The organism is Parasphingorhabdus sp. JC815, from assembly GCF_040717415.1.
Lineage (GTDB): Bacteria > Pseudomonadota > Alphaproteobacteria > Sphingomonadales > Sphingomonadaceae > Parasphingorhabdus.
Genome location: NZ_JBFEFM010000004.1, coordinates 100349 through 124711, shown reverse-complemented (window position 1 = coordinate 124711; position 24363 = coordinate 100349). Strand labels below are relative to the sequence as shown.

At 52.1% G+C, this 24363-nt stretch carries 24 protein-coding genes and 1 tRNA gene; 14 read left to right on the top strand and 11 right to left on the bottom strand.

Annotated elements, in window-relative coordinates; all coding sequences use genetic code 11:
- Nucleotides 1-1773, top strand: a complete 1773-nt coding sequence (locus AB1K62_RS10505; RefSeq protein WP_367003496.1) for a monovalent cation:proton antiporter-2 (CPA2) family protein — start codon at nucleotides 1-3, stop codon at nucleotides 1771-1773.
- Between the two features lie 22 nt (nucleotides 1774-1795).
- Here AB1K62_RS10505 and aroB read toward each other — a convergent pair whose 3' ends face one another.
- On the bottom strand, nucleotides 1796-2908 hold the full coding sequence (aroB, locus tag AB1K62_RS10500; RefSeq protein ID WP_367003495.1) for a 3-dehydroquinate synthase: 1113 nt from the start codon (nucleotides 2906-2908) through the stop codon (nucleotides 1796-1798).
- Complete coding sequence (locus AB1K62_RS10495) at nucleotides 2905-3468, bottom strand: shikimate kinase (protein ID WP_367003494.1); 564 nt, start codon at nucleotides 3466-3468, stop codon at nucleotides 2905-2907. Before AB1K62_RS10495 ends, aroB begins: the two co-directional genes overlap by 4 nt.
- Nucleotides 3469-3573: 105 nt before the next feature.
- Here AB1K62_RS10495 and AB1K62_RS10490 point away from each other — a divergent pair, with 105 nt between their 5' ends.
- From AB1K62_RS10490 to AB1K62_RS10470, 5 genes are all read left to right on the top strand, one after another.
- Nucleotides 3574-3708: a hypothetical protein gene (locus tag AB1K62_RS10490; RefSeq protein WP_367003493.1), complete on the top strand. Its 135-nt coding sequence runs from the start codon at nucleotides 3574-3576 to the stop codon at nucleotides 3706-3708.
- A 3-nt stretch (nucleotides 3709-3711) separates the two neighbouring features.
- Nucleotides 3712-5568 (top strand): hypothetical protein, encoded by a 1857-nt coding sequence (locus tag AB1K62_RS10485; RefSeq protein ID WP_367003492.1) that lies wholly within the window; start codon nucleotides 3712-3714, stop codon nucleotides 5566-5568.
- A 47-nt stretch (nucleotides 5569-5615) separates the two neighbouring features.
- The gene (locus AB1K62_RS10480) at nucleotides 5616-6512 is read left to right on the top strand and encodes a tyrosine recombinase (protein WP_367003491.1); all 897 of its coding nucleotides are present in this window, start codon (nucleotides 5616-5618) and stop codon (nucleotides 6510-6512) included.
- A 31-nt stretch (nucleotides 6513-6543) separates the two neighbouring features.
- Nucleotides 6544-7491 carry an acetyl-CoA carboxylase carboxyltransferase subunit alpha gene (locus AB1K62_RS10475; protein ID WP_367003490.1) on the top strand — a complete coding sequence of 316 codons (948 nt, stop codon included), beginning with the start codon at nucleotides 6544-6546 and terminating at the stop codon, nucleotides 7489-7491.
- A gap of 146 nt (nucleotides 7492-7637) precedes the next feature.
- A complete protein-coding gene (locus tag AB1K62_RS10470) occupies nucleotides 7638-9131 on the top strand; it encodes a M48 family metalloprotease (RefSeq protein ID WP_367003489.1) in 1494 nt (497 codons plus the stop codon).
- A gap of 107 nt (nucleotides 9132-9238) precedes the next feature.
- Here AB1K62_RS10470 and AB1K62_RS10465 read toward each other — a convergent pair whose 3' ends face one another.
- Both AB1K62_RS10465 and AB1K62_RS10460 read right to left on the bottom strand, forming a co-directional pair.
- On the bottom strand, nucleotides 9239-9403 hold the full coding sequence (locus AB1K62_RS10465) for a Flp family type IVb pilin (protein ID WP_367003488.1): 165 nt from the start codon (nucleotides 9401-9403) through the stop codon (nucleotides 9239-9241).
- 150 nt (nucleotides 9404-9553) lie between these two features.
- Nucleotides 9554-9724: a Flp family type IVb pilin gene (locus AB1K62_RS10460; protein ID WP_367003487.1), complete on the bottom strand. Its 171-nt coding sequence runs from the start codon at nucleotides 9722-9724 to the stop codon at nucleotides 9554-9556.
- 95 nt (nucleotides 9725-9819) lie between these two features.
- Between AB1K62_RS10460 and mutT the strand changes: the two genes are divergently transcribed.
- Entirely contained in the window at nucleotides 9820-10230 is a 411-nt protein-coding gene (mutT, locus tag AB1K62_RS10455; RefSeq protein WP_367003486.1) for an 8-oxo-dGTP diphosphatase MutT, read from the top strand.
- Nucleotides 10231-10256: 26 nt separating this feature from the next.
- Here mutT and AB1K62_RS10450 read toward each other — a convergent pair whose 3' ends face one another.
- A complete protein-coding gene (locus AB1K62_RS10450; protein ID WP_367003485.1) occupies nucleotides 10257-11129 on the bottom strand; it encodes a methyltransferase domain-containing protein in 873 nt (290 codons plus the stop codon).
- A gap of 40 nt (nucleotides 11130-11169) precedes the next feature.
- On the opposite strand from AB1K62_RS10450, the gene AB1K62_RS10445 reads away from it, so the two are divergent.
- From AB1K62_RS10445 to AB1K62_RS10425, 5 genes are all read left to right on the top strand, one after another.
- Nucleotides 11170-11940 carry a ComF family protein gene (locus AB1K62_RS10445; protein WP_367003484.1) on the top strand — a complete coding sequence of 257 codons (771 nt, stop codon included), beginning with the start codon at nucleotides 11170-11172 and terminating at the stop codon, nucleotides 11938-11940.
- Between the two features lie 55 nt (nucleotides 11941-11995).
- Entirely contained in the window at nucleotides 11996-12253 is a 258-nt protein-coding gene (grxC, locus tag AB1K62_RS10440) for a glutaredoxin 3 (RefSeq protein ID WP_367003689.1), read from the top strand.
- 2 nt (nucleotides 12254-12255) lie between these two features.
- Nucleotides 12256-13104 (top strand): carbon-nitrogen hydrolase family protein, encoded by an 849-nt coding sequence (locus AB1K62_RS10435; protein WP_367003483.1) that lies wholly within the window; start codon nucleotides 12256-12258, stop codon nucleotides 13102-13104.
- 52 nt (nucleotides 13105-13156) lie between these two features.
- A complete protein-coding gene (locus AB1K62_RS10430; protein ID WP_367003482.1) occupies nucleotides 13157-13678 on the top strand; it encodes a DUF1178 family protein in 522 nt (173 codons plus the stop codon).
- A 40-nt stretch (nucleotides 13679-13718) separates the two neighbouring features.
- A tRNA-Arg gene (locus AB1K62_RS10425) sits at nucleotides 13719-13795 on the top strand.
- A 239-nt stretch (nucleotides 13796-14034) separates the two neighbouring features.
- Here AB1K62_RS10425 and AB1K62_RS10420 read toward each other — a convergent pair.
- The 6 genes from AB1K62_RS10420 to AB1K62_RS10395 are packed head-to-tail and all read right to left on the bottom strand — an operon-like array spanning nucleotide 14035 to nucleotide 20864.
- Complete coding sequence (locus AB1K62_RS10420) at nucleotides 14035-14958, bottom strand: alpha/beta hydrolase (protein ID WP_367003481.1); 924 nt, start codon at nucleotides 14956-14958, stop codon at nucleotides 14035-14037.
- Nucleotides 14959-15006: 48 nt separating this feature from the next.
- Nucleotides 15007-16608, bottom strand: coding sequence for an NAD(P)/FAD-dependent oxidoreductase (locus AB1K62_RS10415; RefSeq protein ID WP_367003480.1), 1602 nt, complete (start codon nucleotides 16606-16608; stop codon nucleotides 15007-15009).
- Nucleotide 16609: 1 nt separating this feature from the next.
- Nucleotides 16610-17410, bottom strand: coding sequence for an SDR family NAD(P)-dependent oxidoreductase (locus AB1K62_RS10410; RefSeq protein WP_367003479.1), 801 nt, complete (start codon nucleotides 17408-17410; stop codon nucleotides 16610-16612).
- Entirely contained in the window at nucleotides 17407-18210 is an 804-nt protein-coding gene (locus tag AB1K62_RS10405; RefSeq protein WP_367003478.1) for a class II aldolase/adducin family protein, read from the bottom strand. Before AB1K62_RS10405 ends, AB1K62_RS10410 begins: the two co-directional genes overlap by 4 nt.
- 16 nt (nucleotides 18211-18226) lie before the next feature.
- The gene (locus tag AB1K62_RS10400; RefSeq protein WP_367003477.1) at nucleotides 18227-19033 is read right to left on the bottom strand and encodes a hypothetical protein; all 807 of its coding nucleotides are present in this window, start codon (nucleotides 19031-19033) and stop codon (nucleotides 18227-18229) included.
- A 1-nt stretch (nucleotide 19034) separates the two neighbouring features.
- Complete coding sequence (locus tag AB1K62_RS10395; RefSeq protein WP_367003476.1) at nucleotides 19035-20864, bottom strand: acyclic terpene utilization AtuA family protein; 1830 nt, start codon at nucleotides 20862-20864, stop codon at nucleotides 19035-19037.
- Nucleotides 20865-20946: 82 nt separating this feature from the next.
- On the opposite strand from AB1K62_RS10395, the gene AB1K62_RS10390 reads away from it, so the two are divergent.
- Both AB1K62_RS10390 and AB1K62_RS10385 read left to right on the top strand, forming a co-directional pair.
- Nucleotides 20947-21636, top strand: a complete 690-nt coding sequence (locus AB1K62_RS10390; protein ID WP_367003475.1) for a Crp/Fnr family transcriptional regulator — start codon at nucleotides 20947-20949, stop codon at nucleotides 21634-21636.
- A 454-nt stretch (nucleotides 21637-22090) separates the two neighbouring features.
- Nucleotides 22091-24340: a TonB-dependent hemoglobin/transferrin/lactoferrin family receptor gene (locus AB1K62_RS10385; RefSeq protein WP_367003474.1), complete on the top strand. Its 2250-nt coding sequence runs from the start codon at nucleotides 22091-22093 to the stop codon at nucleotides 24338-24340.
- The last annotated feature ends 23 nt before the right edge of the window (nucleotides 24341-24363 follow it).

Sequence of the window (24363 nt, the reverse complement as noted above, 5' to 3'; positions counted from 1 at the left end):
ATGGACGGCACAGAAACACATTTAGGCGATTTGCTCCTTGGCGGTTTCACCATGCTGGGAGCAGCGCTGATATTGGTGCTTGTGTTTCGCAAATTCGGAATTGGTGCGGTTCTGGGCTATCTTATTGCAGGCATATTGATCGGCCCACAAGGGTTGGGCCTGATCCGTGAGGGTGCCAACATCCTTGAGTTTTCCGAAATCGGGATCATTCTGCTGCTGTTTCTGGTCGGGCTGGAACTCGCTCCGTCCCGATTGATGCGGTTGCGCCGGGCGATATTCGGTCTGGGCATGGGGCAGGTGGCGCTATGCGGACTGGCGCTTTTCCTGCTCATCATGGCGACGACAAACTTCACTCTTGGCGCTGCGCTAGCACTGGGTTTGCCACTTGCGCTTTCTTCTACCGCACAGGTTTTGCCGATGTTGCAATCTTCCGGTCGTCTTAATACGCCGGGCGGTGAAAGAACATTTTCGATCCTGTTGTTTCAGGATTTGTCGATCATTCCGCTTTTGACAATTGTGGCAGCATTGTCCCGTGCCCCTGCGGCGGAAGGGGCGCTGCCGGGATGGCAGATTGCCGTTTTCGGTGTTTTGGCGATTGGCGGATTGATCTTTGCCGGGCGATATGTGCTGCAACCTGCTTTGGAATTGATCGGGAAGATTGCGGAGCGGGAGTTATTCATTGTCGCGGGGCTGGTTGTGGTGTTTGGCAGCGCGGCCTTGATGGAAATGATCGGGCTATCCCCGGCACTGGGCGCGTTTATTGCGGGGGTCATGCTGGCCAATTCCCCCTATCGTCATGAGCTGGAGGCCGATATTGACCCCTTCCGCTCATTGCTTTTGGGACTGTTTTTTCTTGCCGTAGGAATGATGCTGGATATCGGCATTATTATGGAGAATACGGCATTTGTATTCGGCGCGGCGATTGCGCTTGTTGTGACAAAAACAGCTATTATTTTCGCTTTGGGTAAATTGTTCGGCATGGATACATTGCCCGCTTTGGGCATGGGCTTGTTGCTCAGTCAAGGCGGTGAATTTGGTTTTGTCTTGTTCGGTGCCGCTGAACAGGCGTTGCTGATTGAGCCGCAGGCGAGCAGCCTGTTCAGCGCGGTGATTACGCTTTCGATGGCAACGACACCGTTTTTGATGCTGATTGCCAGACGGTTTTACGCTGCTGACCCCATTGGCGATGTGGACTATGATGACGCAAGCAATGCCAATCCGGCTGCGGTCATTGTAGTTGGCCATGGCCGGTTCGGCCAGACAGTGGCACAGATGCTCAGCGGCGCAAAGGTGCCCGTGACAATGATTGACATTAAACCGCAGCAGATCGGCGCTAGCCGGAAATACGGGCGCAAGGTCTTCTATGGTGATGGCATGCGCGTGGACATCTTACGCGGTGCGGGGGCTGAAAAATGCGCGGCAATCGTTTTTTGCATCGACGGCACAAAGCTGGATGCGGCAGTGCTGCGGGGCATAAGTACGGCATTTCCTAACGCGAAACTATATATGCGCGTTTATGACAGGGTCCATTTGCTTGAGGTGAAAAAGGCCGGAATTGCCGGTGCCAAGCGTGAGATTTTTGAATCAGCAATTCATCTTGCACGCCAGACTATGATGGGGCTCGAGATTGACGAGGTGCTGATAGATGACGTTGAGCGCGAATATCGGAAACTGGATTGTGACCGACTGGAGGCGCAGAGCGCTTCCGGTGACATGTTCGCGGGCCGCCATCTTGCCTTTGGCGTGACCGAGACAGATAAGGGCGATGATTGAGCAAGCAGGCGGTTCAAGCGTTTTAGCCTGTCTGATCAAGGAAGGCTGCGACATCGGCTAAGTCAACATCGCTCGCCAGAAATGTCTGGCCGATGCCATTGGCTAGCAGGAACGGCAGATTACCTGAAGCCATTTTCTTGTCATGCAGCATATGTTGGACCAGCGTGTCACCGGATACACCGGCTAATATCCCGTCTGCTACGCTGCTCAAACTATGGGGTAATCCCGCGTTTTTAAGATGATTTTCTACGCGGCGCGCCTCGGCCTCATCACAATGTCCGCGCCGGACGGAATAGTGAAAAGCCAGTGCCATGCCCACCGCAACCGCTTCGCCATGGACTAAATCGTTTGAATATCCGGTTTCCGCTTCCAGCGCATGTCCGAATGTATGGCCCAGATTGAGTAGCGCCCGGCGGCCAGAGACTTCCTTTTCATCTTCCGCAACAATCGCGGCCTTTGCCTGAACACTCTGCGTTATCGCATAGGTTAATGCCGCTGGATCGCGGTTAAGCAAAGCCTCGCTATTTTCCTCGCACCATTCAAAAAACGGTGCATTGTTAATCAGGCCATATTTAACCACCTCGGCATAGCCGGCACGCAGTTCGCGGCTGGATAATGTGTTCAGAACCAAAGGATCAATTAAAACAAATTCAGGCTGGTTAAACCGCCCGATCAGATTTTTACCCGCGCGGCTGTTAATCGCGGTTTTGCCACCAACGCTGCTATCTACTTGTGCTAGCAAACTGGTCGGTATCTGGATAAAATGACAACCGCGTTTCAATATGGAGGCTGCAAAGCCGGTGAGGTCGCCAATCACGCCGCCGCCCAATGCGATCAATGTGTCCGACCGTTCTACGCCCTCGTCCAATAGCCAGTCAGTCAGTTTTTCCAGTTCGGCCCAGCTTTTGGTCTGCTCTCCCGCAGGAAGCACATGGCTTATCACGTTGACGCCAGATTTCTGCAAATCCGTTTCCAGCGGTTCCAGCCACGAAGCCGCAACATTGACGTCGGTGATCAGAAAAACCCTGTCCCTTTTAATATGGGGAACAAGATGGTCCGAAACCGCGTTAAAAACAAAAGGTTCGACCAGAATATCATAGCCATTGCCAGCAAGATTTACTGCTATTCGGTTCATGTGCGTAATGCCTTGATTATTTTATCTACGGTCAAATCATGCGGGGCATCATTGCCGGTCACATGATGATGGGCGAGCGCATAAACCGGGTTTCTTATTGCAGCCAGATTACGCAAGATTTCTTCGCTATTGCCGTTACGCAACAGGGGTCTGGTATCGCGCCGGGACACACGTTTAACCAGCGTTTCAATATCCGCATCCAGCCATATTGCAGTGGCCTTGGAGAGGATGAGGCTTCTGGTTTCCTCATTCATAAATGCGCCGCCACCAGTAGCGATAACCCGGCGCGGCCCCTCGATCAGGCGGGCTATGACGCGTCTTTCCCCGTCACGGAAATAATCTTCGCCAAAGCGGTCAAAGATTTCCGTAATCTTCAGGTCCGCCGCTTTTTCAATCTCTTCATCGGCATCGACAAAGGGTAGGTTCAGCCTTTTTGCCAGTCTGCGCCCTACGGTTGTTTTGCCCACGCCCATCAGTCCGATCAAAACCAGTGGTTTTTCGGCCAGTATATCAGGCTTCTCACCGGATAATTCGGTGGAATGATTAAAAGGGTCTTTCATGTTTTTGTCCATTGAGGCAAAGGCTATACATAGGATGGTAGCGAGTGCAAAACCCAATGCTGTTGCGACCGCCTATATCGTCAAAAGCAGGATAGTGGAACATATATGCCGCGCAATTTGGTTTTTCTGATCGTTTTTCTGGTTGTCATCATTGGCGGGATGTTTTTTCTGGCATCAATGGATGTCGAGCAGGACGTGAAGCCGGTTGAAAAGCCGGTCCTTGTCGGAGAATCGAATTAAGCGATGCGCCTTCGCCCGAAACATATATCGCTGGCGACTGTCGGTATTGCTGCCCTTGCTTTGTCACTGCCGGTATTGGGACAAAGTTCGCCCGAATCTCTTTTGCCGCCCGGTTTTGGTGATCCTGACCCCGCGCCAGCTCCAACGCCGTCCCCGACGCCCTCTCCGGCGCCCACACCTGCACCGCGCCCATCTTCATCCAATACAGCATCTGGTCCAGCTTCCGGTTCTGTAACCAATTCCTCCGGTATGTCTTCCGAAGAATCCGTGGCCGCTGGTCCGGATTCGCTTGATGAGGGTGAAGTCGATCTTGGCGCGATTGATGAACGGTTGATGCAGCAATATTATCTGCCGAGCAAAGCCTTGCGCTCAATGGATCAAATTGGTGTTTTGACGGAAAGCTCCGGCGGCATGAAGGCGGACGCATTTGGCGGCGAAGGCGGTCAATATCTGACCAATCTTATCAAGAATCTGCACGGACCGATCATTTCGCGCTGGGCCTCGATCTTGCTGCGCCGGACATTGCTCAGCAACGTGAATAGTCCGGAAAATATCGATCCGGCTGACTGGGTTGCTGAACGCGCATGGCGATTATTACGCATGGGAGAGGCAGAAGCCGCCCGGGCGCTGGTGCTTAAAGTTGATGCGAGCAATTTCACACCGCGGCTATATACTGTCGCGATGCAGGCCCATTTGGCAACAGCCGATCCAGCCGGGGTTTGCCCCTATGTTTACGGTGGTTCGCAAGTCAATGATGAACCGACCTGGATTTTTTTCCGTCCTATTTGCGCTTCTCTTTCGGGTGAGCAAAGCCGGGCGACGACACTGTTGAGAGAGGCACGCCAGAATAAGGTAGCAACCGGAATAGATTATCTGCTTACCGAAAAAACAGTCGGAGCGGGCTTTGATGGCCGACGCGCTGTCACGCTAAAATGGGATGATATTCAATATTTCAATAACTGGCGTTTTGGTCTGGGGCTGGCAACCGGAGTAGAGCCGCCGGACCGGCTTTACGAACAGGCCGGGCGGCATGTGCAGGGGTGGCGTGTCCGTGCGCCCATGCTTTCGAGAAACTCGCGCATGAAAGCGGCTGATACTGCAGCGGCAATCGGTGTATTATCCAACCGTGCGATGGTCGATCTGTACGCCGCGACCTATGACGATCCGGAAGCAAATGATGACCTGAAAGCCCGAGCCTCTTTGTTGCGTCAGGCGTATAACAGCGCAACCGCTGAGCGGCGGATTGAGGCAATGCGCGCTTTATGGGACCGGTCCGACGGGGCTTTGACTTCCTATTCGGCAATAATATTAACAGCCCGTGCAGCGGCCAGAATCCCTGCTTCTGACGCGCTTGCCGATAGCAGTGGGCAGTTAATCGCATCCATGCTTTCAGCCGGGTTAGACCGCAATGCGGCGCTTTGGGCCAATACAGTAAAATCGGGTAGCTATGGCTGGGCCTTGCTTGCAGTTGGAGCGCCGGATGTTGCAGTCACTGTTGATTATAGCGCGCTGGATCAATTTGGTGATAATGATGAAAGCGCCGGACAGTTAAAAAGCAAATTTCTGCTGGCTGCACTCGCCGGACTGGGCCGTGTTGAAGGCGACGCGTTGCAGAAGTTTTCCAGCGACCTCGACCTGAACCTCGCAGCAACGTCGCGTTGGAGCGAAGCGATACGTTCGGCAGCGCAGCGCGGGCAGGGCGGGACCGTCGCATTGCTGGCGGCTGTTGGAATGCAGGGGCGAAGCTGGAATGCGATGTCGCCTCTCCATCTGTTCCATATCACGCGCGCACTCTCCCGCGTCGGAATGGAAGCAGAGGCGCGTATGATCGCAGCCGAAGCGTTGATGCGTATTCCGTAAACTGAGTCGTGGCATTTCAGGCGACTCGCCGTTATCGTCATGAAATAATGAGCAATGATGCTATTTATATCGACCGGTTTCTAGAGATGATGGCCGCCGAAACCGGCGCCTCATTAAATACCATATCGGCTTATCGTTCGGATCTTGAACAGGCATCGGATTTCATGAAGGGGGCGTTGTCACAGGCAGATCACGGTGCGCTTGAGAAAATCACCCATGAATGGAGCGATCTGAAAAACAGTAGCATATCGCGTAAATCCTCTTCTTTGCGGCGGTTTTTCGGGTTTTTGATGGAAGAGGGATTCCGCCAGGACGACCCGTCACCAGCTTTGCCACGCCCCGGAAAGCAGCGTAATTTGCCCAAGATTCTGTCGCACGAAGAAATTGCCAGATTGTTTGAGACAATCGAATCCTGCTTGTCTAATCCCAAAGCAAAGCCCGGTGATCTAAGGTTATCGGCTCTGATCGAACTGCTTTACGGGTCCGGACTTCGGGCGAGTGAACTGGTTTCTCTGCCACGGCGGTCAGTGATGGGTGATCGCCCCTTTTTGATTGTGCGTGGTAAGGGCGGGAAAGAGCGACTTGTTCCCATTTCCGATCGCGCCCGAAATGCTGTGAGTCGATGGACCGCCTTTGTTGATGAGGATGAAGATTATCTTTTTCCCTCCCGCACCGGACATCTAAGCCGGATCAGATTATATCAGATTATCAGAGACCTGGCTGTGAAGGCTGGTATCAGCCCCGCAAAAATAAGTCCTCATGTCCTGCGCCATGCCTTTGCGACACATCTGCTGGAAGGGGGCGCCGATCTTCGTGCGCTTCAGGTGTTGCTTGGCCATAGCGATATCAGCACAACCCAGATTTACACGCATGTTGATAGTGCGCGGTTGGTGGAGCTGGTAAATAATCGTCATCCACTCAATCGTCATGATCTGACGCGTTGACGTTTTTGTCCAGCGGTTCTAACCGGATATCATGACATCCTTTCTTGATTTTGAAAAACCGATCGCCGCGCTGGAATCGCGAATTATTGAGCTTAGAGAGACAGCCGACGAAGGGTCGCTGGATATTGAAGCGGAAATTGCGAAGTTGCAGACAAAATCCGCTAAAATGCTGGCGGATACATATGCTAACTTGACACCGTGGCAAAAAACACAGGTCGCTCGCCATCCGGAGCGTCCGCACTTCAAAGATTTTATTGCTGGTCTGTTTGACAAGTTTATTCCCCTTGGCGGGGATCGTAATTTTGGCGATGACCAGGCCATTATCGGTGGTTTTGCCAGAATCGGTGATCTGCGCGTGATGGTTATCGGCCACGAAAAGGGTGACGATACCCAAAGCCGCTTACGCCATAATTTCGGGATGGGTAAACCTGAAGGGTACCGCAAGGCCATCCGTCTAATGGATCTGGCTGATCGTTTCTCTCTTCCCGTGGTAACGCTGGTTGATACATCTGGCGCTTTTCCCGGTGTTTCCGCCGAAGAGCGAGGGCAGGCAGAAGCAATCGCGCGCTCTACCGAAAAATGTCTTTCTCTTGGGGTTCCAATGGTTGCGGTTATCGTTGGAGAAGGCGGTTCTGGCGGTGCTGTGGCTCTGGCTGCTGCAGAGCGTGTGTTGATGCTGGAACATGCGGTCTATTCGGTCATATCTCCGGAAGGCTGTGCATCAATATTGTGGCGGACGGGTGACAAGGCCGATGTCGCAGCCGATGCAATGAAAATCACTGCACAAAATCTGAAAGAACTGGACGTTATAGACCGTATCGTGCCAGAACCTGTGGGCGGTGCTCATCGCGACCCTAGTCTGTGTATTGCAACGTTAGGGCAAGCGATAACCGAGGAAATCAACGCATTGGCTCAACTGGACCGGTCCGATTTGCGTGCTATGCGACGGGAAAAATTCCTGAACATTGGAACCATATAACTCTCCGACCGTTAATTTGAAACGTAACTGGCGCGGCCAGTCGCTACATGATTTTACAAGGTTCGCCGTTTCCAGCGGGCCTTTTTCTTGAGTCTTGCGATTGGAAAATGCTCTATAATAATCGTAGCAAAAGGAGATCGTGAACCATGTCCCAGAAACTATTATCAACAGTCGCAATTTTATCACTGGCAGCCTGTAACGGAGTAGGTGGTGATTCTGTGGAATCCGCTAGTAGTTCCACAGCACAATCTGGCGAAGCGCGATCTATATCGGCTGAGGAAAAGCGCCAGGGCGCAAAAGCGCATCCCCAGCTTCTACAGGAATTCGGCGGCGCTTATACCGGGCCGCAAAGTGCTTATGTTACGCGGATCGGGCAGAATATTGCTGTCCAGTCCGGATTAGGCAATGCGCGTAGTGATTTTACGGTGACATTGCTCAATAGCCCCGTAAACAATGCTTTCGCTATCCCGGGGGGCTATGTTTATCTGACACGGCAGCTCATGGCTTTGATGAATGACGAAGCGGAGATGGCAGGCGTCTTGGGCCATGAAGTGGGTCATGTCGCGGCTCGTCATAGCGAGAAGCGACAAAAAACAGCCACACGTAACAGCATATTAGGCGTATTGGGCCAGATTGGAGCAGCGGTTCTGCTCGGCGACACTGCGCTTGGTAAGTTGGGACAGGAAATTTTTGGTACTGGTAGCCAGCTGTTGACGCTGCAATATTCACGGAGTCAGGAATATGAAGCGGATGATCTTGGTATCAGATATCTCGCGTCTGCAGGCTATGCTCCGGATGCGCTATCGACAATGCTTGAATCTCTCGCGGCGCAATCGGCAATTGATGCTCGGGTTGCTGGTCGGGACGCCAGAGGTGTGCCTGAATGGGCCAGTACTCACCCTAATCCTGCCGAACGGGTAGCCCGAGCGGCAAGAAACGCGAAAAAATTTGGTGTTTCTAGCGGGAAACGTAATCGCGATATATTTTTAACCAACCTTGATGGCGTTATGTATGGCGATGATCCCAAGCAGGGTGTGATACAGGGGAACAGCTTCCTCCATCCCGACTTGAAGATGAAATTTTCCGTGCCGAGTGGGTTTACGATGCAAAATGGAACCCGGGCAGTTACAATCAATGGTTCTGCTGGTCAGGGGAAGTTTACAACCGCCGCTTATAACGGCAACATGGCGACCTATATTGCGTCTGCTTTCAAGGCATTGTCAGGGCAAGGCCAGAATATAGCCCATAGCAATATTCAGCGAACAACCGTTAACGGATTGCCCGCAGCTTATTCAACTGCGCGGGTCAACAGTAAGAATGGCCAGATTGATGTAACGGTTTTTGCTTATGAATTTTCTAAAAACAGTGCATTTCATTTTGTCACTTTAACGCCAGCAGGGAGGGCTTCTGTATTTACACCGATGTATAACAGCCTGACCCGGCTTTCTTCTGCCCAAGCGGCGGCGATTAAACCACGCAAGATTGATGTCGTGACAGTAAGGCGCGGCGATACTGTCGACAGTCTCGCTAGGCGCATGGCTTATACTAATTATCAGAAAGACCGGTTTTTGGTGCTGAACCGGATGCGTTCTACCGACAGTCTTCATGCAGGACAGAAGGTGAAGATCGTTACATATTGATTTTCAGTAATTTTATAAGGCACAAAAAAGACGGCAGCCATTTACAGGCTGCCGTCTATTTTTATAAAATGTCTGAGGCGCTTTAACTGTCAGCGCTTTTTGACATTTTAGTTCTGCATTTCTGTATCAACCTGGCTGAACGTGTTGCTCAGGGTATTACCCAGAGATCCCATTGCAACAATCGCTGCAACAGCAATCAAAGCAGCGATCAGGCCATATTCGATAGCCGTTGCGCCTTCTTCATTTTTGAACATTTTATGTACGAGTTTCATAACTGGTCTCCTGTATTTTTACGAACTTCACTTACCCAATCAACCCCGAATTTCGGGTCGATGCTCAAACATTATTTTAGAAAACTTTATAAATGTTTAATCGTCTAAAGTTGCCTAAGAATATGGGGGTTTTCTAAGAATATGGGCCGTTCAAGAATTTGAAGTAATTTCTTCAGCAACATGGTCCCACATATTCCCAGTAGAATTTGCGACACCATTTATAGCCGCAATAGCAGCGATGGCGATCAGTGCTACGATCAAGCCATATTCAACGGCTGTAGCGCCTTTTTCAGAACAGATTAGGCTTTTGACTAAATGCATTACACCTCTCTCAGCATCGCAAAACTTTTGTTGGCTTGCGAACACTCCAGATTTCACAGAAAGGGATTAACAAAATACTTAAATTAGGAAGAAAAGTGGAAAATAAACCGACATATCTGTTCGTAGTCGCCGCAGCATTAATCAATCAAAGCCGGAACATATTGGTGCAGCAACGTCCGGAAGGTAAACAAATGGCAGGTTTGTGGGAGTTCCCCGGCGGAAAGATCGAGGCTGATGAAACTCCGGAACAAGCATTGGTACGGGAATTACGAGAGGAGCTGGGGATTACGGTATCGGAAGAAGCACTTAATCCCGTTGCATTTGCCAGCGAGCCATTGGGGAGCAAACATCTTCTGCTTTTATTATACACATGTCAGTATTGGGCGGGTGAAGTACAGAATCTGGAATGCCCGGATATGAAATGGCTGCCGCTGGATGAGTTGCAGCATCTGGATATGCCCCCTGCCGACATTCCTCTGGTGAATCAATTGATGGCCGCGCTGTGAACTCAGGGCTTAATCCACCTGTTCTTTCAGTCGGTTTTCTTGGGCGGCTTTTTTAGAGCATCTTTCAAAGACATCTGACCGCTGCCGCGCCGGGCGGGGGCGGGTTGATCGGGATGAGGCGCCCAGCCGGACAAATATATCAGTTCAATCTGTTCGGTTGTCTTGCCGTCATCATCTGCGCTCTTTTCAAAAGCGCTCTTTGATAGCTGATACACATGTCGAGGCAACGTCTGCACCCGGCCTTTCAAAATATTACCGCTGCCCATATCCCTGATATCGCTAATCAACTTGTCAAAAGCGGAATAGCGGAGGCGCAGGCCATCACTGTCAATCACCGGCAGGGCAAATCCGGCACGAGCCATCAGGTCGCCTGCAGTGCGGATATCAATTTGCGGATGAATATGGACCGACACGCGGTCTCCTTCGGCCTGCATTAAAATTGATTTTAATGTGGTCAGGCTCTCTGCGCCAATGAACGAAGCCAGAAATAGCCCGTCCGGTTTTAATATACGACGTGTAAGAACCAATGCGCCGGGCAGATCATTCACACTATCCAGTGTTGCAATATTGATTATCAGATCAAAGCTATGATCGGCAAATGGCAAACGGTCCTCATCGCATTGAATGCCGCCATGGCTCAGTGCAGGTGCAAAGCTGGAATCCGCAACGACCGTTTCAATATTCTGGTCCTCTAGCGCAGTCCGTAACCCATGTCCTGCCTGTCCGACCAGAAGGCATTTCTTGAAGTCCCGTTTAACCAGCGATAGCCGGTCCAATATTTCTTCAGACATTAACTTGCCGATAAAATCCCGTCCTCCGGTTCGCTCAAACGCACGGTCACGAAGGTGCCGTCTTCGGTTTCGGTCAAATATTTCTGCGGGGGTGCCAATCTTGCTCATATAGTCTTGTGCCTTTCGTCGGAACGGGCGACAAGAGCAAATGGAAATTTTGTCGGCCCTGTTCCGATCGGCCCTCTTTAAATCGGTTTTGGTAAAACCGGTTCTTGATTTTGCACTTCCGGCGCGATGCCCCATTTGCGGCGTCACGGTAGAGGCTGATAACCGATTCTGTCTATCCTGCTGGAACAGTCTGGATTTCCTGACCGAGCCTTGGTGCGCTGCGTGCGGAAAGCCTTTCGCCTTTGCACAAGGTAACGAGGCGCGCTGCCTATCGTGCTTGCAACAACCGCCCGATCATGATGGAGTCAGAGCGGTTGTCGCTTATGATGAAAATAGCAGCTTGCTGCCGATACGATTAAAATATGGAGGGCGCTTGGGCTTTGCGGAATTAATCGCCGGTCAATTGGGACGCTTCATGTCCGAACTTGGGCCGGAGTCCTTGATTATTCCAGTGCCGCTTCACCGCTGGCGCCTTTGGTCGCGCGGATTTAATCAGTCCGTGCTCATCGGACGGGCGCTGTCAAAGCAAAGCGGCATTGCAATGGATACAGCCTTGCTGAAACGAAAAAATGCGACACCGCCGCTGCGCTCTATGTCCGCAAAACAGCGGCATAATATTGTCAAAAATGCTTTTACATTGAACGGTGACGCCAAAATCAAAATAGATGGGAAAACTATCATTCTGGTGGATGATGTATACACTAGCGGATCAACAGCCAATGCCTGCGCCAGAATATTAAAGACAGCCGGAGCAGGCCGGGTGCTGGTTTTCTGTTGGGCCAGAGTTTTGACGGATTATAGCCAGAGTTGAAATAAACGGACATAATGTCCATTTGATGAATGATAGAAACCAATGGAAAACGGTCATGGCAAAAGTCGAAATTTATACCAAATTCACGTGCGGATACTGCTTTCGAGCGAAAAACTTGCTGGAAAAAAAGGGTGTAACATTTGCAGAAACTGACATTAGCATGGATGCCAGCAAGCGTGAGGAGATGATCCAGCGCTCTAACGGACGCACAACTGTGCCGCAGATTTTTATCAATGACCAGCATATTGGCGGCTCCGACGAACTCATGTCCCTGGAGCACGCAGGAAAACTGGACCCATTGTTGGCGGCCTGAATATGCGTATTGCTTTGGCACAAATGTGCAGCGGTATTGAACCGGCCGCCAATGCGAAAATGTTGCGAACTTATATTGATGAAGCAGCCTCGCAGGACGCGGATATACTTTTTACTCCGGAGATGACTGGACTGGTGGACCGCAACAGACATAGGGCAGCGGATAATATCCATATTGAACAGCAAGATGCTGTGTTACAACAAGCCTGTGAAGCGGCTGGACAGGCAGGTATCTGGGTCGCCCTTGGTTCACTTGCTTTAAGGTCTGAAGAACAGGGCGATGGAAAATGGGTAAACCGCTCGTTCTTAATTGATCCATCCGGTCAAATTACTGCACGTTACGACAAGATCCATCTGTTTGACGTGGATTTGGATACTGGTGAGAGCTGGCGGGAATCCGCTGCGTATGAGGGTGGGGCCCAAGCAGTCGTTGCGCCGGTTTCGGTGACGGGTGACAAAGCCCTGCTTGGTTTGTCGGTTTGTTATGACCTTCGCTTTCCAGCGCTTTATAGCGCGTTGACCAATGGCGGGGCAGATATACTGTCGATACCTGCGGCATTTACTGTCCCTACGGGAGAAGCGCATTGGGAAATATTGCTTCGCGCCCGCGCCATAGAGGCGGGTGTTTTCGTGGTCGCAGCAGCGCAATCCGGGACGCATGAAGATGGCCGCAGCACTTATGGACATTCGATGGTGATCGATCCCTGGGGCCAAGTGTTACTGGACATGGGCACAAATACTGGCATAGCGACGTGCGATATTGATTTGAACGATATTGCAAAGATACGGAGCCGTATCCCAGCGATTGCCAATCGCCGGAAATTTGCTCCGCCTAACGTGAGTTACAAGTGATGCACTGGTAAGTGATGCACTGGCCAAATCTGCTAAAACTTAAAGGTGTTTGATGATAGTATTTGATCTTATTTGCCGGGATGGCAGCCATCAATTTGAAGGTTGGTTCGGTTCTTCGGATGATTATGAAAAACAGCTTGCAGCGGGTTTGATTGACTGTCCCAGTTGTGGCTCCAGCGCCATTGAAAAAGCGGTAATGGCTCCCAATGTCGGCGTGAAAGGCAATCAGCGTACAAGCCTGCCGCCCGCCTCCTCCAGCAACAGAGAGAATATTGAACCGGCACAGAGCGGAGTGCCGATGACCGATCAATCCTTGGCGACGACGGTTTCGATCCCTGCCGAATATCAGGAACTGATCGGAAAACTGGCCAAGGCGCAAACGAAAATGCTGGAGCAATCAAAATGGGTTGGCAGTGACTTTCCTGAACAGGCGCGCGCCATCCATTATGGCGAAAAAGATGCTACGCCTATCCACGGCACAGCATCAGCCGATGATGTCACCGAGTTACAGGACGAAGGCATAGATATTATGCCCTTGCCCCTTCCCGTCACCCCTCCAAAAGCACAAAATTGACGCTGGTCTATCGACCCATCACTCGCTAAACGACGCATAAGCGCCCGTAGCTCAGGTGGATAGAGCATCAGATTCCTAATCTGGGGGCCACAGGTTCGAATCCTGTCGGGCGCACCATATCCTGGGTACGGCGCAAGGCTTGAGGCGTATGGCCATGCCAGAGGGCTTGAAGCGTTAACAATTATCGGAACGTTGGTTTGCAGCGGCGCAAATGACCAGTGGATGTCTTCATCGTAAACCTGGCTGTTGTGAGTGTCATTCTATCGGTTTGTGCCAATAGTCGAGAATCTCATTCTCGTTAGTTCGTCCCTTCAGACGCTTTTCAGATTGCGCTCTTGGGGCCAATTTCGCCAATTCTATTCATCTTGCTTTGAACGAAAAGCAGATCTTAAAGCATCCGTAGCTTTGCCAATGGCCTCATCGGCTATCGGTGCCATGCCGAAAAGGCTGGCAAATCCGTGAATGGCGACGGGAAAATCATGCAAATTTGTCGCGACTCCCGCTGCTTCAAGCGCTGCCGCATAAGCGGTTCCTTCATCATGGAGCGGATCATTACCTGCTACGATGATTGTCGCAGGAGCAAGATCCGCAGAAATAGAGACTACAGCGGGGGAGGCACGCGGGTCGGACCGCTTCTTGGCGGGAGCATATTGATCCCAATACCAGCGCATCTGATCGGATGACAGGAAACCGGGATGATCTTGTGCGAAGGAAGCGGTAGCGCAGCGTCCGTCTAGCACCGGATAGAATAGTAGTTGATGGACGATAGCAGCATCACCAGCAACTGCCTGCGCCGCAGCCGCAGCCAGGTTACCACCGGCGCTGTCACCGGCAAGAGCGATGCGTTCTGCATCGATATTCAGATCGCCGTGATGTTTTTTGAGCCAGCGTAGCGATAATAGCGCATCGTCCCATGCTGCGGGAAAGGGATTTTCCGGAGCAAGGCGATAATCGACCGAGATCAGAGCACAATGCGCCTTCACTGCGATATGAGCCGCAAGACGGTTATGCGTTTCCAGCGTGCCGTGAACCCATCCTCCACCGTGAAAGAACAACACAACTGGTAAGAGCTTACTCGGCTCGGGATGATATAGCCGGCCTGCAAGTTCCCGACCATCAATGGCAATGGTCAGATCTCGTTGCTGGGCAATCTCTATCTGCGGGGCAGGAATGGGCGCATCCGCGATGGCTCTAAGCGAAGGGACTTCCAATGGGTCGGGCAACTGGAATCCGCTATCCGCCATCGCTTTCAAAATTGTCTGGAGATGTGGATCAATCATGGTGTCGGGGTCCAATGCATAAAGTTTGATGGCCGTGGGCTATAAGGCTCAGCTACGCACGAAACCTTTGTAGTTATTATTCAAGGCATTCTCGCTAAGTTCACGATAGCGCGGGAAGCCGCCGACATAGATCATGAAGCCACCCTTCTTCCCCTCAATATTTTTCCCGTTATACCACGAATTTGCCTGACCAAAGATGGTATGCGAAGCAGCTATGTTGACTTCATCAGCCCAGGATTGTTCGGCCTCTTCGGTGGTGTCGATGCAGGAGTAATTGTCCTTCTCCATATCATCAATGACCCTAGCGGCGTAATCAACTTGCCACTCGCCTGCCGTGATCATTTGTGCGAGCGCGGCTGGTGTCAGCGGCCCGTGAATCATGAATAAGTTTGGAAAACCTGCGACCATGAATCCAAAATAGCTGGTTGGGCCTTCGCTCCATTTATCCCGAAGTTTAAGCCCGTCCACGCCTTCGACTTCAATCCGTGTCAGCGCGCCTGTAACAGCATCAAAGCCGGTTGCCATGACGATCACGTCAAGATCATAGGAAGCATCGGTTGTTTTTAGTCCGGTTTCCGTCAACTCGGTAATAGGAGCCGCTTTTACATCGACCAGCGAAACATTGTCGCGATTGAACATGCTGAAATAGCCGTTATCAATGCACAATCGTTTGGCGCCGATTGGATAATCGGTGGGGCAAAGCAATTCAGCTGTTGCTGGATCATCAACTATTTCGCGGATTTTGCTCCTGACGAATTCGCAGACCACTTCATTCGCAGCACGGTCGGTCATGACATCAGTAAAAGCAACCATCATCTGAAACGCGCTCTTCGAGGTCCAGCCTTCTTCAAGAATAGCATGCTGTTCTTCCGGTGTGCATTCATGTGCTGATTTGGTGCCATATTCAATCAGCGATACGCCATAGGTGTCGAGCATTTTGTCACGGCGCTCGCCATAATTTTCTTTCCAATTGCGCTCATGCTCTTCGTCCGTCGGGCGATTGCCTGATGGCATGCTGAACGCCGGTGTGCGCTGGAACACGGTAAGCTGCTTGCTTTTTTCGGCTAACAACGGAGCCGCCTGTATTCCGGTCGAACCGGTGCCGATGATGCCGACGCGTTTATTTCTCAAATCAATAGGTTCGCGTGGCCACTGCGTCGTATGGTATATTTCTCCGCGGAATTTCTCGCGCCCTGGCCAGTCTGGCATATTTGGTGCCGACAGGCTGCCCGTCGCAGCGATGATATATTTGCATAAGACATAATCACCATTTTCCGACTGGACGTGCCAGCGATTGGTTTCTTTATCGAAACGAAGCGATTCCACTGCATTTGATAGCCGGATGTTGTCCCTCAGTTCAAAGCGATCAGCCACATGATTGGCATATTCCTCCAGCTCGGGTTGGGCAGAGAAATATTCCGGCCATTTCCATTCTTGCTGGAGTTCCTCATCAAATCCGTAGGAATATTCAACACTTTGGATGTCGACGCGAGCACCAGGATAGCGGTTCCAATACCAGGTGCCACCGACGCCATCGCCCGCTTCAAAACATATGGTTTTATAATCTTTGCGGAGCCTGTGAAGTGCGTAAAGGCCGGAAAAACCGGCGCCAATGACAACAATGTCGAACTCTTCGGGGTTTTCAGCCATCTTAATTTCTATCCTCATCCACAAGGAAGCTCTTTGGTGGCGTCCTGTTCAAAATCATTTCTGTCCGATCGCGCAGCCCCGCGTCGAGCAATTCGGGCTGAGGCACGATCCAATATTCCCCGCGCTCAATGGCTTCAAAAACCAGTGGTGCAAACTCGTCCGGCGTCATCCCGTTTTCATTGTTCATATCACGCATCACATTCATGAAGTCGGCAGTATGGGGAGGTGCCTTTTCGTTCAGGATCGCGCTTTGTACCGGACCGGGCGCTAACAGCGAGACTTGGACTTGGCTGCCAGTTGCAGAAAGCTCGCCCGCCAATGCCTCGGAGATGGCGACCACCGCAAATTTGGTCGCAGTATATGGTGCCATGAAAGGAGAAGTGAGAAAGCCCCCCAGTGAGGAGGTATTGATGATGCGGGAAGGGCGTTCTGCGTCGATCATCCGGGGCACAAATGCCCGGATCACGTTGATCACCCCGCCGATGTTGATGTCGAGCGAGCGTTGCCACGTCGCGGTATCAATTTCCCATGTGAGACCGCTCGATAGAACACCGGCATTATTGAACAATAGATCAACGGCCCCGAATTTGTCATAGGCAGCTTTTGCCAGAGCCTGAACGGCGGCTTCATTGCGGACATCGGTCGGAACTGCGAGAACCTGTGATGACAGGCTGTTTGCCGTTTCCTGCAATGCTGACTCGTCCCAGTCCGCCAGCACCAGATCCATGCCGAGCGATGCCGCATGGCGGGCCAGACCGGCACCGATACCGCTGGCGGCTCCCGTGATCACTGCGACAGTCATGCTTTACGCTCCGCACTAGTTGTTGCTTCATCGCCGAGAACTGCCGGATCGAGACGAATTTCTTTGCGGGCCATTGCTTCCCAAAGAAAAGGAAAGCCCAGATCATCAGACATTTGCGCCACGCGGAATGTTTCAAGATCGGTTATAGGATGGCCTTCGCCCAGCGATTCGACATGCCATGCCAATCGGCAGCGATGTTCCAGCGTGATAGACCGTAGATGTGCCTGACGGATATCCTTGGCGACTATAAAAACGCCATGGTTCTTCAAGATAGCCCATTTTTCGTTACCCAATGCGGCGGCGGCGGCTTCGGCTTCCGAGGCACCGTCGACTGTGCCGGTATATTCGTCATAATATATCGGATCCCCTGCGACTTGACCCGACGTTTGATCGTAAACCGGCGGTACGCGCCCTGAAGCAGACCAGACCAGTCCCCAACGCGAGTGGTTATGGAGCACGACTTTCAGGTCATGCCGCCGTTTATGAACTTCCAGATGCAAGCCGATTGCCGGAGTAACATTCCACTCGCCCTCGATCACGGTGCCTGTGCTATCGACGCGGATTATGTCCGAAGCGGTCAGCTCATCCCAAGCCAGTTCCCATGGATTTACCAGAAATGTTCCATCCGGCTGCGCCAACGTAATATGGCCGGCGATGTGATCGTCATATCCTTCGCGATGTAGCGCACGGGCCAGCAATGCAAGCTCTTGCTGCGGTGTCAGTTCAGGAAGCAAGGCGTAGCGGCCGGGCCGCGGTGCGAGCTTTTCCATCATCGGATTGCTTCTTTTCGGAGCTTCCATAGTGTTGTCCTTTACCCTAGTTCCATTGCGCCGACGCGGCAGATGTATCGACGATTTCAACGCATCTGATACCCAATTGTTCGCGCGCAGCGTCTGGCGTCATGTCGAACACATCCTCGAATTTCATCATATAGAGCGGAGCTGATTCCCGGCCCACTCTTGCGCCGCGTTCCATGGCATTTTGCGTGATCAGCCATGTCTGGGGATAATGCAGCACTGCGCGGGTGATGATGCGGGTCGAGCCGAGAATCGAGAAGGCGGAAAGCTCTCCGGCCAGTTCGGGGCTGAGATGCACGAACAAGTTGGTAAGCCGCATGTAATAAGGCACAAGCTCGCCGATAAAGTCGAAGCCGCCGCCTCCAAGAATATGCTCCAGATCATGTGTTTGCCCAGCGCGAAGGTTGAAATACTCAAAATCATTTTGCGGTTCGAATGGCGGAACAATGTTCACATCAAGCGAATTGTTGCTAAGCTGGGTATGGAAAATACCACCAACGGTATCGGGCGCATATTCGCTCAAATCCTTCAAGGTGAAGCTGGATGAAAAACCTTCCGCGAACCAAGCGTCAAGCTCCGGATTGGCTTTTCGCTCGTTCGCGATCAATTCATTGATATAATCAATGTCCTGAACCTCGCGCAGAATCTGCACCAACTGGATCGAATCCGAAGGCGTTGGAACATCCGATCCGTTGCGCCGTAAAAGATGCGTCGAGACCCAGTCACGCACACGCGCGTCGTTGAGATATTTTGAAGAACTGACCAGTAAGCTACTGTCGGTCTCGACCTTCTTGATGCCTTGCATCAAATATGAATAATCAGGCATATCAGTCTCCTTGCTTTGCGCTATTTCCAGCCAGTCGGGCAGCGATGGCGGACGTTAGCTTGACCGGGAAACGCAATAACATCTGCGCCATTCCCTTGGCTGCGGGGTCAAGCCGGGTGCTGTCATTTATCCCGCCGGTCAGGGCATCATTGATCACGAAATTAAGCGCATTGAGCCCCGGCGCTTCATAGGCTTCAACACGCGGGGGCTGGCCATCCGGGCCAAAGTGCCGATACCATTCGGCCACAGCCTCTGATGTCAAAGCGGCCTTCAGATAGGGGAGGAAATCAGGGTGGCGGGCAATAACCGCGACATTAAACAAATGCCCCTTGTCGCCGCTGCGCGCCCATGCAAGCTGGACGAGATCTACAGCAGTAGTGCCTGGCTCAACAGGTAATGCTATTTCGGTACCGCGTTCCGGGGCGTTTTTTGCTCCCAAGGTGCCGTTGGCCTTCGGCAGATCCCGTTTCGTGCCGTTCACTGTCAAACTGGGCGTGATTGATTGCTTTTCTATCAGGAACAGAAAAACACCCGTTTTCGGTAATATAGTAGTGCCCAGATTGATCGACGTGCCTACGGACATGCCAGAAATGCCTGCCCATTGCTCACGCGCGAAAATACCGGCGCCTTCCTGAGTGGGATGATCGACAACCAACTTGGATATGATCTCGCGAGTGCCGGAGGTGGTGGCATGGGCGCCAAAGCTGGATTCCTCGCCAATCAATATATTATCGGTCAGCGTATAATCGGGTAAATTACGAGAGCGCAGTAAGGTGCGGGCGCGGCTGAACAGCGCGTCTGCCTGACGCACCGCTTTTTCGGCGGCATCCTCGCCAATGATTGGCTGATAGGCGACTGTCCGCCACCCGTCCTCAAAAGTGACGCATGCCTTGTAAGTATCGGTTGGGGGCAGACCTTTGGCTCCGGTAACGCGTACACGGTCAGGGGCGATTTGTTCGAGCTGCACATGACTGAAATCGCAGCGCACGTCAGCTACGATATAGTCGGCTGGATCACTTACTTCATATAAAATTTGTTCCGCGACCGTTCCGACCGAAACAAGTCCGCCTGTGTCCTCTGGTTTAGTGATGACGATCGTGCCATCGCAATGGCATTCGCCTATAGGATAGCCGATGTTGCTCCAATCGGGCACATCGCGCCAGTCAGTGAATGTCCCGCCTGTGACCTGTGCACCGCATTCGAGTAAATGACCTGCGAGTGTTCCTGCCGCGAGGAGGTCGAACTCGTCGTGTTTCCAGCCAAATTCGTGGATGAGCGGGCCAAGGGCGACTGCGCTATCGACGACCCGGCCAGTGATGACGATATCCGCACCTTCGGCCAAAGCGGCAGCAATAGGAAATGCGCCCAGATAAGCGTTGGAGCTGACTATATTTTCCGGAAAGGGCGAATTGGTAAACATATCGCGGTAATCGGCATCGCGCAGCTCGGATGTACGCTCGCGCAAATCATCCCCTTCAACATATGCGACAGTCAGGGAAAGTCCTTCATTCGCGATCATTTCCTCTAGCGCAGCGGCCAGACCGGATGGATTAACTCCGCCGGCATTGGCAACGATCTTCAGCTTTTGTGATGCTATTTCATGAAGGTACGGCCCAACATGAACGTTCAGAAAGTCTGTGCCATATCCGGCCGACGGATCTGCAGCCTGCATCCGGCCAAAAATCGCCATTGAACCTTCAGCGAGATAATCAAATATCAGATAGTCCAGATTGCCGCCCGCGAGCAGTTGCGGCACCGAAAGCGCCGTGTCGGAAAAAGACGCAGTTGCGCCGCCAATCCGTATGACCTTGTCGTCAGCTTGCGTGTCCAAGCATACTCTCCTTATTTTTTTCTTATTACCCGGCTTATCACGAACCCTTGCGAACAATTGTTACCAGAGTTACAATTCTACAATGAAACAGGATGAGAAAAAATTGGCGCTCCATGTGCTCGGTGAAGTGGGCTGGCTGAAAGGCTATTCCCCCGCGCTTACCGAGCGGCTTGTCAACGAAGGGCGGTTAACCCGTTTGGGAGTAGGCGAATGGGCGCAGTCCGAAGGTGATAATCGCATGGGGCTTTTCATTGTGATAAGGGGTTTGCTACACTCCTATTGCGCCGCTCCAGGCGATAAATCGGTTCTGATTGGTCTTGTTGGTCCTGGTTCGGTCCTTGGCCACGCGACCTGCTATAGCGGCGGGCCAAGGATGGTGACAGCGGTCTGCGTTGAACCCAGCCTGTTGCTCGAAATATCCGAAACTGCGCTGGACGAGATTGCGAACCAGTCGCCTGAAATCTGGCGCGCTATCGCAAGCTTCGCTTATACTCACACGCGCGCAGCATTACGCATGGCAGCCGAAGTCATATCGCTGCGCCCGCGTGAGCGCATAGCGGCGCGACTTGTGGCTATGGCCGAGTCCGACCGCCCGGATGAAACAAGCATTTTGAAGATCAGCCAAGAGCTGCTCGGAGAAATGATGGGCCTCACCCGCAAAACAATGAACATACATTTGTCAGCTTTCGAAAAGGCAGGGTTTCTCAAAGTAGGTTATGCCCAAATCGAGATATATGATCCGGACGGATTGAAGGAAATAGCCAACCGCTAGAAGTTTAGACGCTTAGCGGTGGCGCAATATAGAGCAATTTCGACGATCATACTTTTCCCTCATTCATTGCAGCTTTTGTGGAATCCGCCACCACAATGAGCAGCAAGGCGGGTGCTGTCTGCCTCGTTCAATATTATGCGTTTTATCCGCCAAGTCGTTTTAGTTCAGCACGTGCAATCGTTGCCCGCTTTTCGGACGTTTTGGCTTGTGCAAGTCCGGCGTAGACGCGGATTGGCTGTAATTCCGGGAGTCCAGTGAAAGTCGCAATATCATCTGCATCCGGAGATTTGTAACATAGTCCCGTCCCGGCTGGCCCATGGCGGCCCAGTCAATCAGCCATTTTCCAAACAACCAAGTTTTTTAATTGACACAATATGTTAAATCCCCCTAATTACGAATGAGAATCACTTGCATTAGCAATTAGGTGAAGCAGGTAATCAAAGGGGTGAACTATATGAATTTTGACTACCGGCGCCGCGGGATGGCAGTTACTTGTGGCATTTTTGCGCTTGGATTTCCCTTGCTCGCCCATGCCGCAGACGATGCCGGTTCCGTCTATATTGATGACATGATTACCGTTACTGCTACCCGCGCGCCGGTTGATGTGGATGAAGCCCCTGCAACGGTTACGGTTATTGATGCGGACCGCATTGCGGATAAACTGGTAACAGATATCCGGGATGTTGTGCGTTTTGAACCGGGGGTCAGCGTCCGCCGTGCACCGGCGCGTTTCGGCGCCACACTAGGGACGGTTGGCCGTGCCGGTAACGAAGGATTTAACATTCGCGGCATTGGCGGCAACCGTGTCCTGATTCAGGTCGATGGGATACGCTCTCCACAAGGGTTTAGCTTCGGTGCACAAGAGGTCGGACGCGGCAATGCAACGGATGTCGGCTTGATCAAATCGGTTGAGATTTTGCGCGGCCCGGCTTCTGCCCTATATGGCAGCGATGGCCTGTCAGGAGCGGTGAGTTTCGTGACTTCCGATCCCGCCGATTTCATCCCTGAAGGCAATAGCGTCGGCGGATTTGCAAGAGCGCAATATAGCTCCGCCGATGAAGAGTTTTCCGAAACGGCCGCGCTGGCGGGCCAGGCAGGAAATTTCTCTGCCATGCTGGCTTATTCGCGCCGTGATTTCAAAGAGCTGGATAACAAGGGCACGATCAAAACCGAAGATGCCACCCGCACAGCGCCCAATCCTCAAGATGGACATTCAGATGCGTTGCTGGGAAAACTGGTCTGGAATCAGGGCAATAACCGTGTCCGCTTGACCGGCGAATATCTGGAACGGAAAGTTTTCTCGAACATTTTGTCAGGCCGTGGACCGGCCTTTTTATTCGGTCCAACGCCGGTCTGGATTGTCGATAATGTGATCGCAAAAGACAAGAGCAAGCGCGTCCGGGCATCTTTTGACTATACTTATGATGCCGGAACGAAAAGTTCCGGGCTAATCGACTATGCCCATCTTGCTGCATATTGGCAGGAAGGTAACGACCGCCAGTTTGCCGAGGAAAGCCGCACAGCTGTCAGTTCGACACCGCGTCCGGACAGACAGCGGCTTAACACGTTCGATAATGAGGTATTTGGCGCGGTCGCAGATTTCCGGTCAGCTTTTGACACCGGCTCTGTCACACATACGCTCAGCTTTGGCGGCGATATCAGCAAAACACGGCAAGAGGGTCTGCGCGACGGCACGCACCCGCCATTCGGGGAAATATTCCCATCGCGTGCGTTTCCGGTCACCGATTTTACTCTGGGCGGGTTTTTCGTCGGGGATGCCATAGAATTTGCAGAAGGCGCTGTGACGCTTTATCCCGCACTGCGCTTTGATTTTTATGATCTGGACCCCAAAGAAACGCGGCTGCTTCCCGGCTTTGCGGCTACCGGACAGAGCGGGTCGAAGCTGTCGCCAAAATTGGGCGCAGTGGTCAAACTGGGTGATGATGTCCGAATATTCGGCAATTATGCCCGCGGTTTTCGCGCGCCAACCCCCAGTCAGGTCAACAATTTCTTCGAAAATCTGGCATTTGGATATACATCTGCTCCCAATCCTGATCTGCGCCCGGAAACCAGTGAGAGTTTCGAAGCGGGTATCCGCTATGTCACAGACGACATTCAGTTGACCCTGACCGGCTATACCGCGGGATTTAATGGTTTTATCGAACAGATCAGCACTTCTGGAACCGGGACACCTGCGGACCCTCTGGTTTTCCAATTTGTCAATTTTGACAGCGTGAATGTGCAGGGGATCGAAGCCAAAGCATCTTATGAAGCGGATAATGGTTTTCGCGCACGATTTGCTATTGCTTATGCCGATGGAGAAATAAAATCCCCGGCAGGCGGTGTCTCGTCACTGGGTTCGATTGATCCGCTTAATGCGATATTGGGGCTTGGTTACCGCGATCCTGCCGGCAGTTTTGGCGGTGAAGTGATCGTCAGCTATAACGCACGCAAGGAAGCGAGCGAGACTGCCGGAGTCTGTAGCAGCAGCTGTTTCCGTCCTCAGGAATCCGCGATTATTGATGCAACGGCTTTTGTTCGGATCAATGATAATTTCACTGTCCGTGCCGGTATTTTCAATATCACCGATCAAAAATATGCGTTGTGGAGCGATGTTCGCGGATTGACCGAAACGTCGAGCATTACCGACGCTTATACCCAGCCGGGACGCAACGCCAGTGTCTCGCTCAGCCTGTCATTTTAACATTACTAAAGGGAGAAACGACT

Coding starts and splice junctions, on each gene's coding strand:
- AB1K62_RS10435 (WP_367003483.1), top strand. CDS start 12,256: ATGCGTATTGCTTTGGCACAAATGTGCAGCGGTATTGAACCGGCCGCC.
- AB1K62_RS10505 (WP_367003496.1), top strand. CDS start 1: ATGGACGGCACAGAAACACATTTAGGCGATTTGCTCCTTGGCGGTTTC.
- aroB (WP_367003495.1), bottom strand. CDS start 2,908: ATGAACCGAATAGCAGTAAATCTTGCTGGCAATGGCTATGATATTCTG.
- AB1K62_RS10460 (WP_367003487.1), bottom strand. CDS start 9,724: ATGCATTTAGTCAAAAGCCTAATCTGTTCTGAAAAAGGCGCTACAGCC.
- AB1K62_RS10430 (WP_367003482.1), top strand. CDS start 13,157: ATGATAGTATTTGATCTTATTTGCCGGGATGGCAGCCATCAATTTGAA.
- AB1K62_RS10450 (WP_367003485.1), bottom strand. CDS start 11,129: ATGAGCAAGATTGGCACCCCCGCAGAAATATTTGACCGAAACCGAAGA.
- AB1K62_RS10445 (WP_367003484.1), top strand. CDS start 11,170: ATGGAAATTTTGTCGGCCCTGTTCCGATCGGCCCTCTTTAAATCGGTT.
- grxC (WP_367003689.1), top strand. CDS start 11,996: ATGGCAAAAGTCGAAATTTATACCAAATTCACGTGCGGATACTGCTTT.
- AB1K62_RS10470 (WP_367003489.1), top strand. CDS start 7,638: ATGTCCCAGAAACTATTATCAACAGTCGCAATTTTATCACTGGCAGCC.
- AB1K62_RS10400 (WP_367003477.1), bottom strand. CDS start 19,033: ATGCCTGATTATTCATATTTGATGCAAGGCATCAAGAAGGTCGAGACC.
- AB1K62_RS10415 (WP_367003480.1), bottom strand. CDS start 16,608: ATGGCTGAAAACCCCGAAGAGTTCGACATTGTTGTCATTGGCGCCGGT.
- AB1K62_RS10405 (WP_367003478.1), bottom strand. CDS start 18,210: ATGGAAGCTCCGAAAAGAAGCAATCCGATGATGGAAAAGCTCGCACCG.
- AB1K62_RS10480 (WP_367003491.1), top strand. CDS start 5,616: ATGAGCAATGATGCTATTTATATCGACCGGTTTCTAGAGATGATGGCC.
- AB1K62_RS10495 (WP_367003494.1), bottom strand. CDS start 3,468: ATGAAAGACCCTTTTAATCATTCCACCGAATTATCCGGTGAGAAGCCT.
- AB1K62_RS10390 (WP_367003475.1), top strand. CDS start 20,947: ATGAAACAGGATGAGAAAAAATTGGCGCTCCATGTGCTCGGTGAAGTG.
- AB1K62_RS10385 (WP_367003474.1), top strand. CDS start 22,091: ATGAATTTTGACTACCGGCGCCGCGGGATGGCAGTTACTTGTGGCATT.
- AB1K62_RS10475 (WP_367003490.1), top strand. CDS start 6,544: ATGACATCCTTTCTTGATTTTGAAAAACCGATCGCCGCGCTGGAATCG.
- AB1K62_RS10420 (WP_367003481.1), bottom strand. CDS start 14,958: ATGATTGATCCACATCTCCAGACAATTTTGAAAGCGATGGCGGATAGC.
- AB1K62_RS10465 (WP_367003488.1), bottom strand. CDS start 9,403: ATGAAACTCGTACATAAAATGTTCAAAAATGAAGAAGGCGCAACGGCT.
- AB1K62_RS10410 (WP_367003479.1), bottom strand. CDS start 17,410: ATGACTGTCGCAGTGATCACGGGAGCCGCCAGCGGTATCGGTGCCGGT.
- AB1K62_RS10485 (WP_367003492.1), top strand. CDS start 3,712: ATGCGCCTTCGCCCGAAACATATATCGCTGGCGACTGTCGGTATTGCT.
- AB1K62_RS10490 (WP_367003493.1), top strand. CDS start 3,574: ATGCCGCGCAATTTGGTTTTTCTGATCGTTTTTCTGGTTGTCATCATT.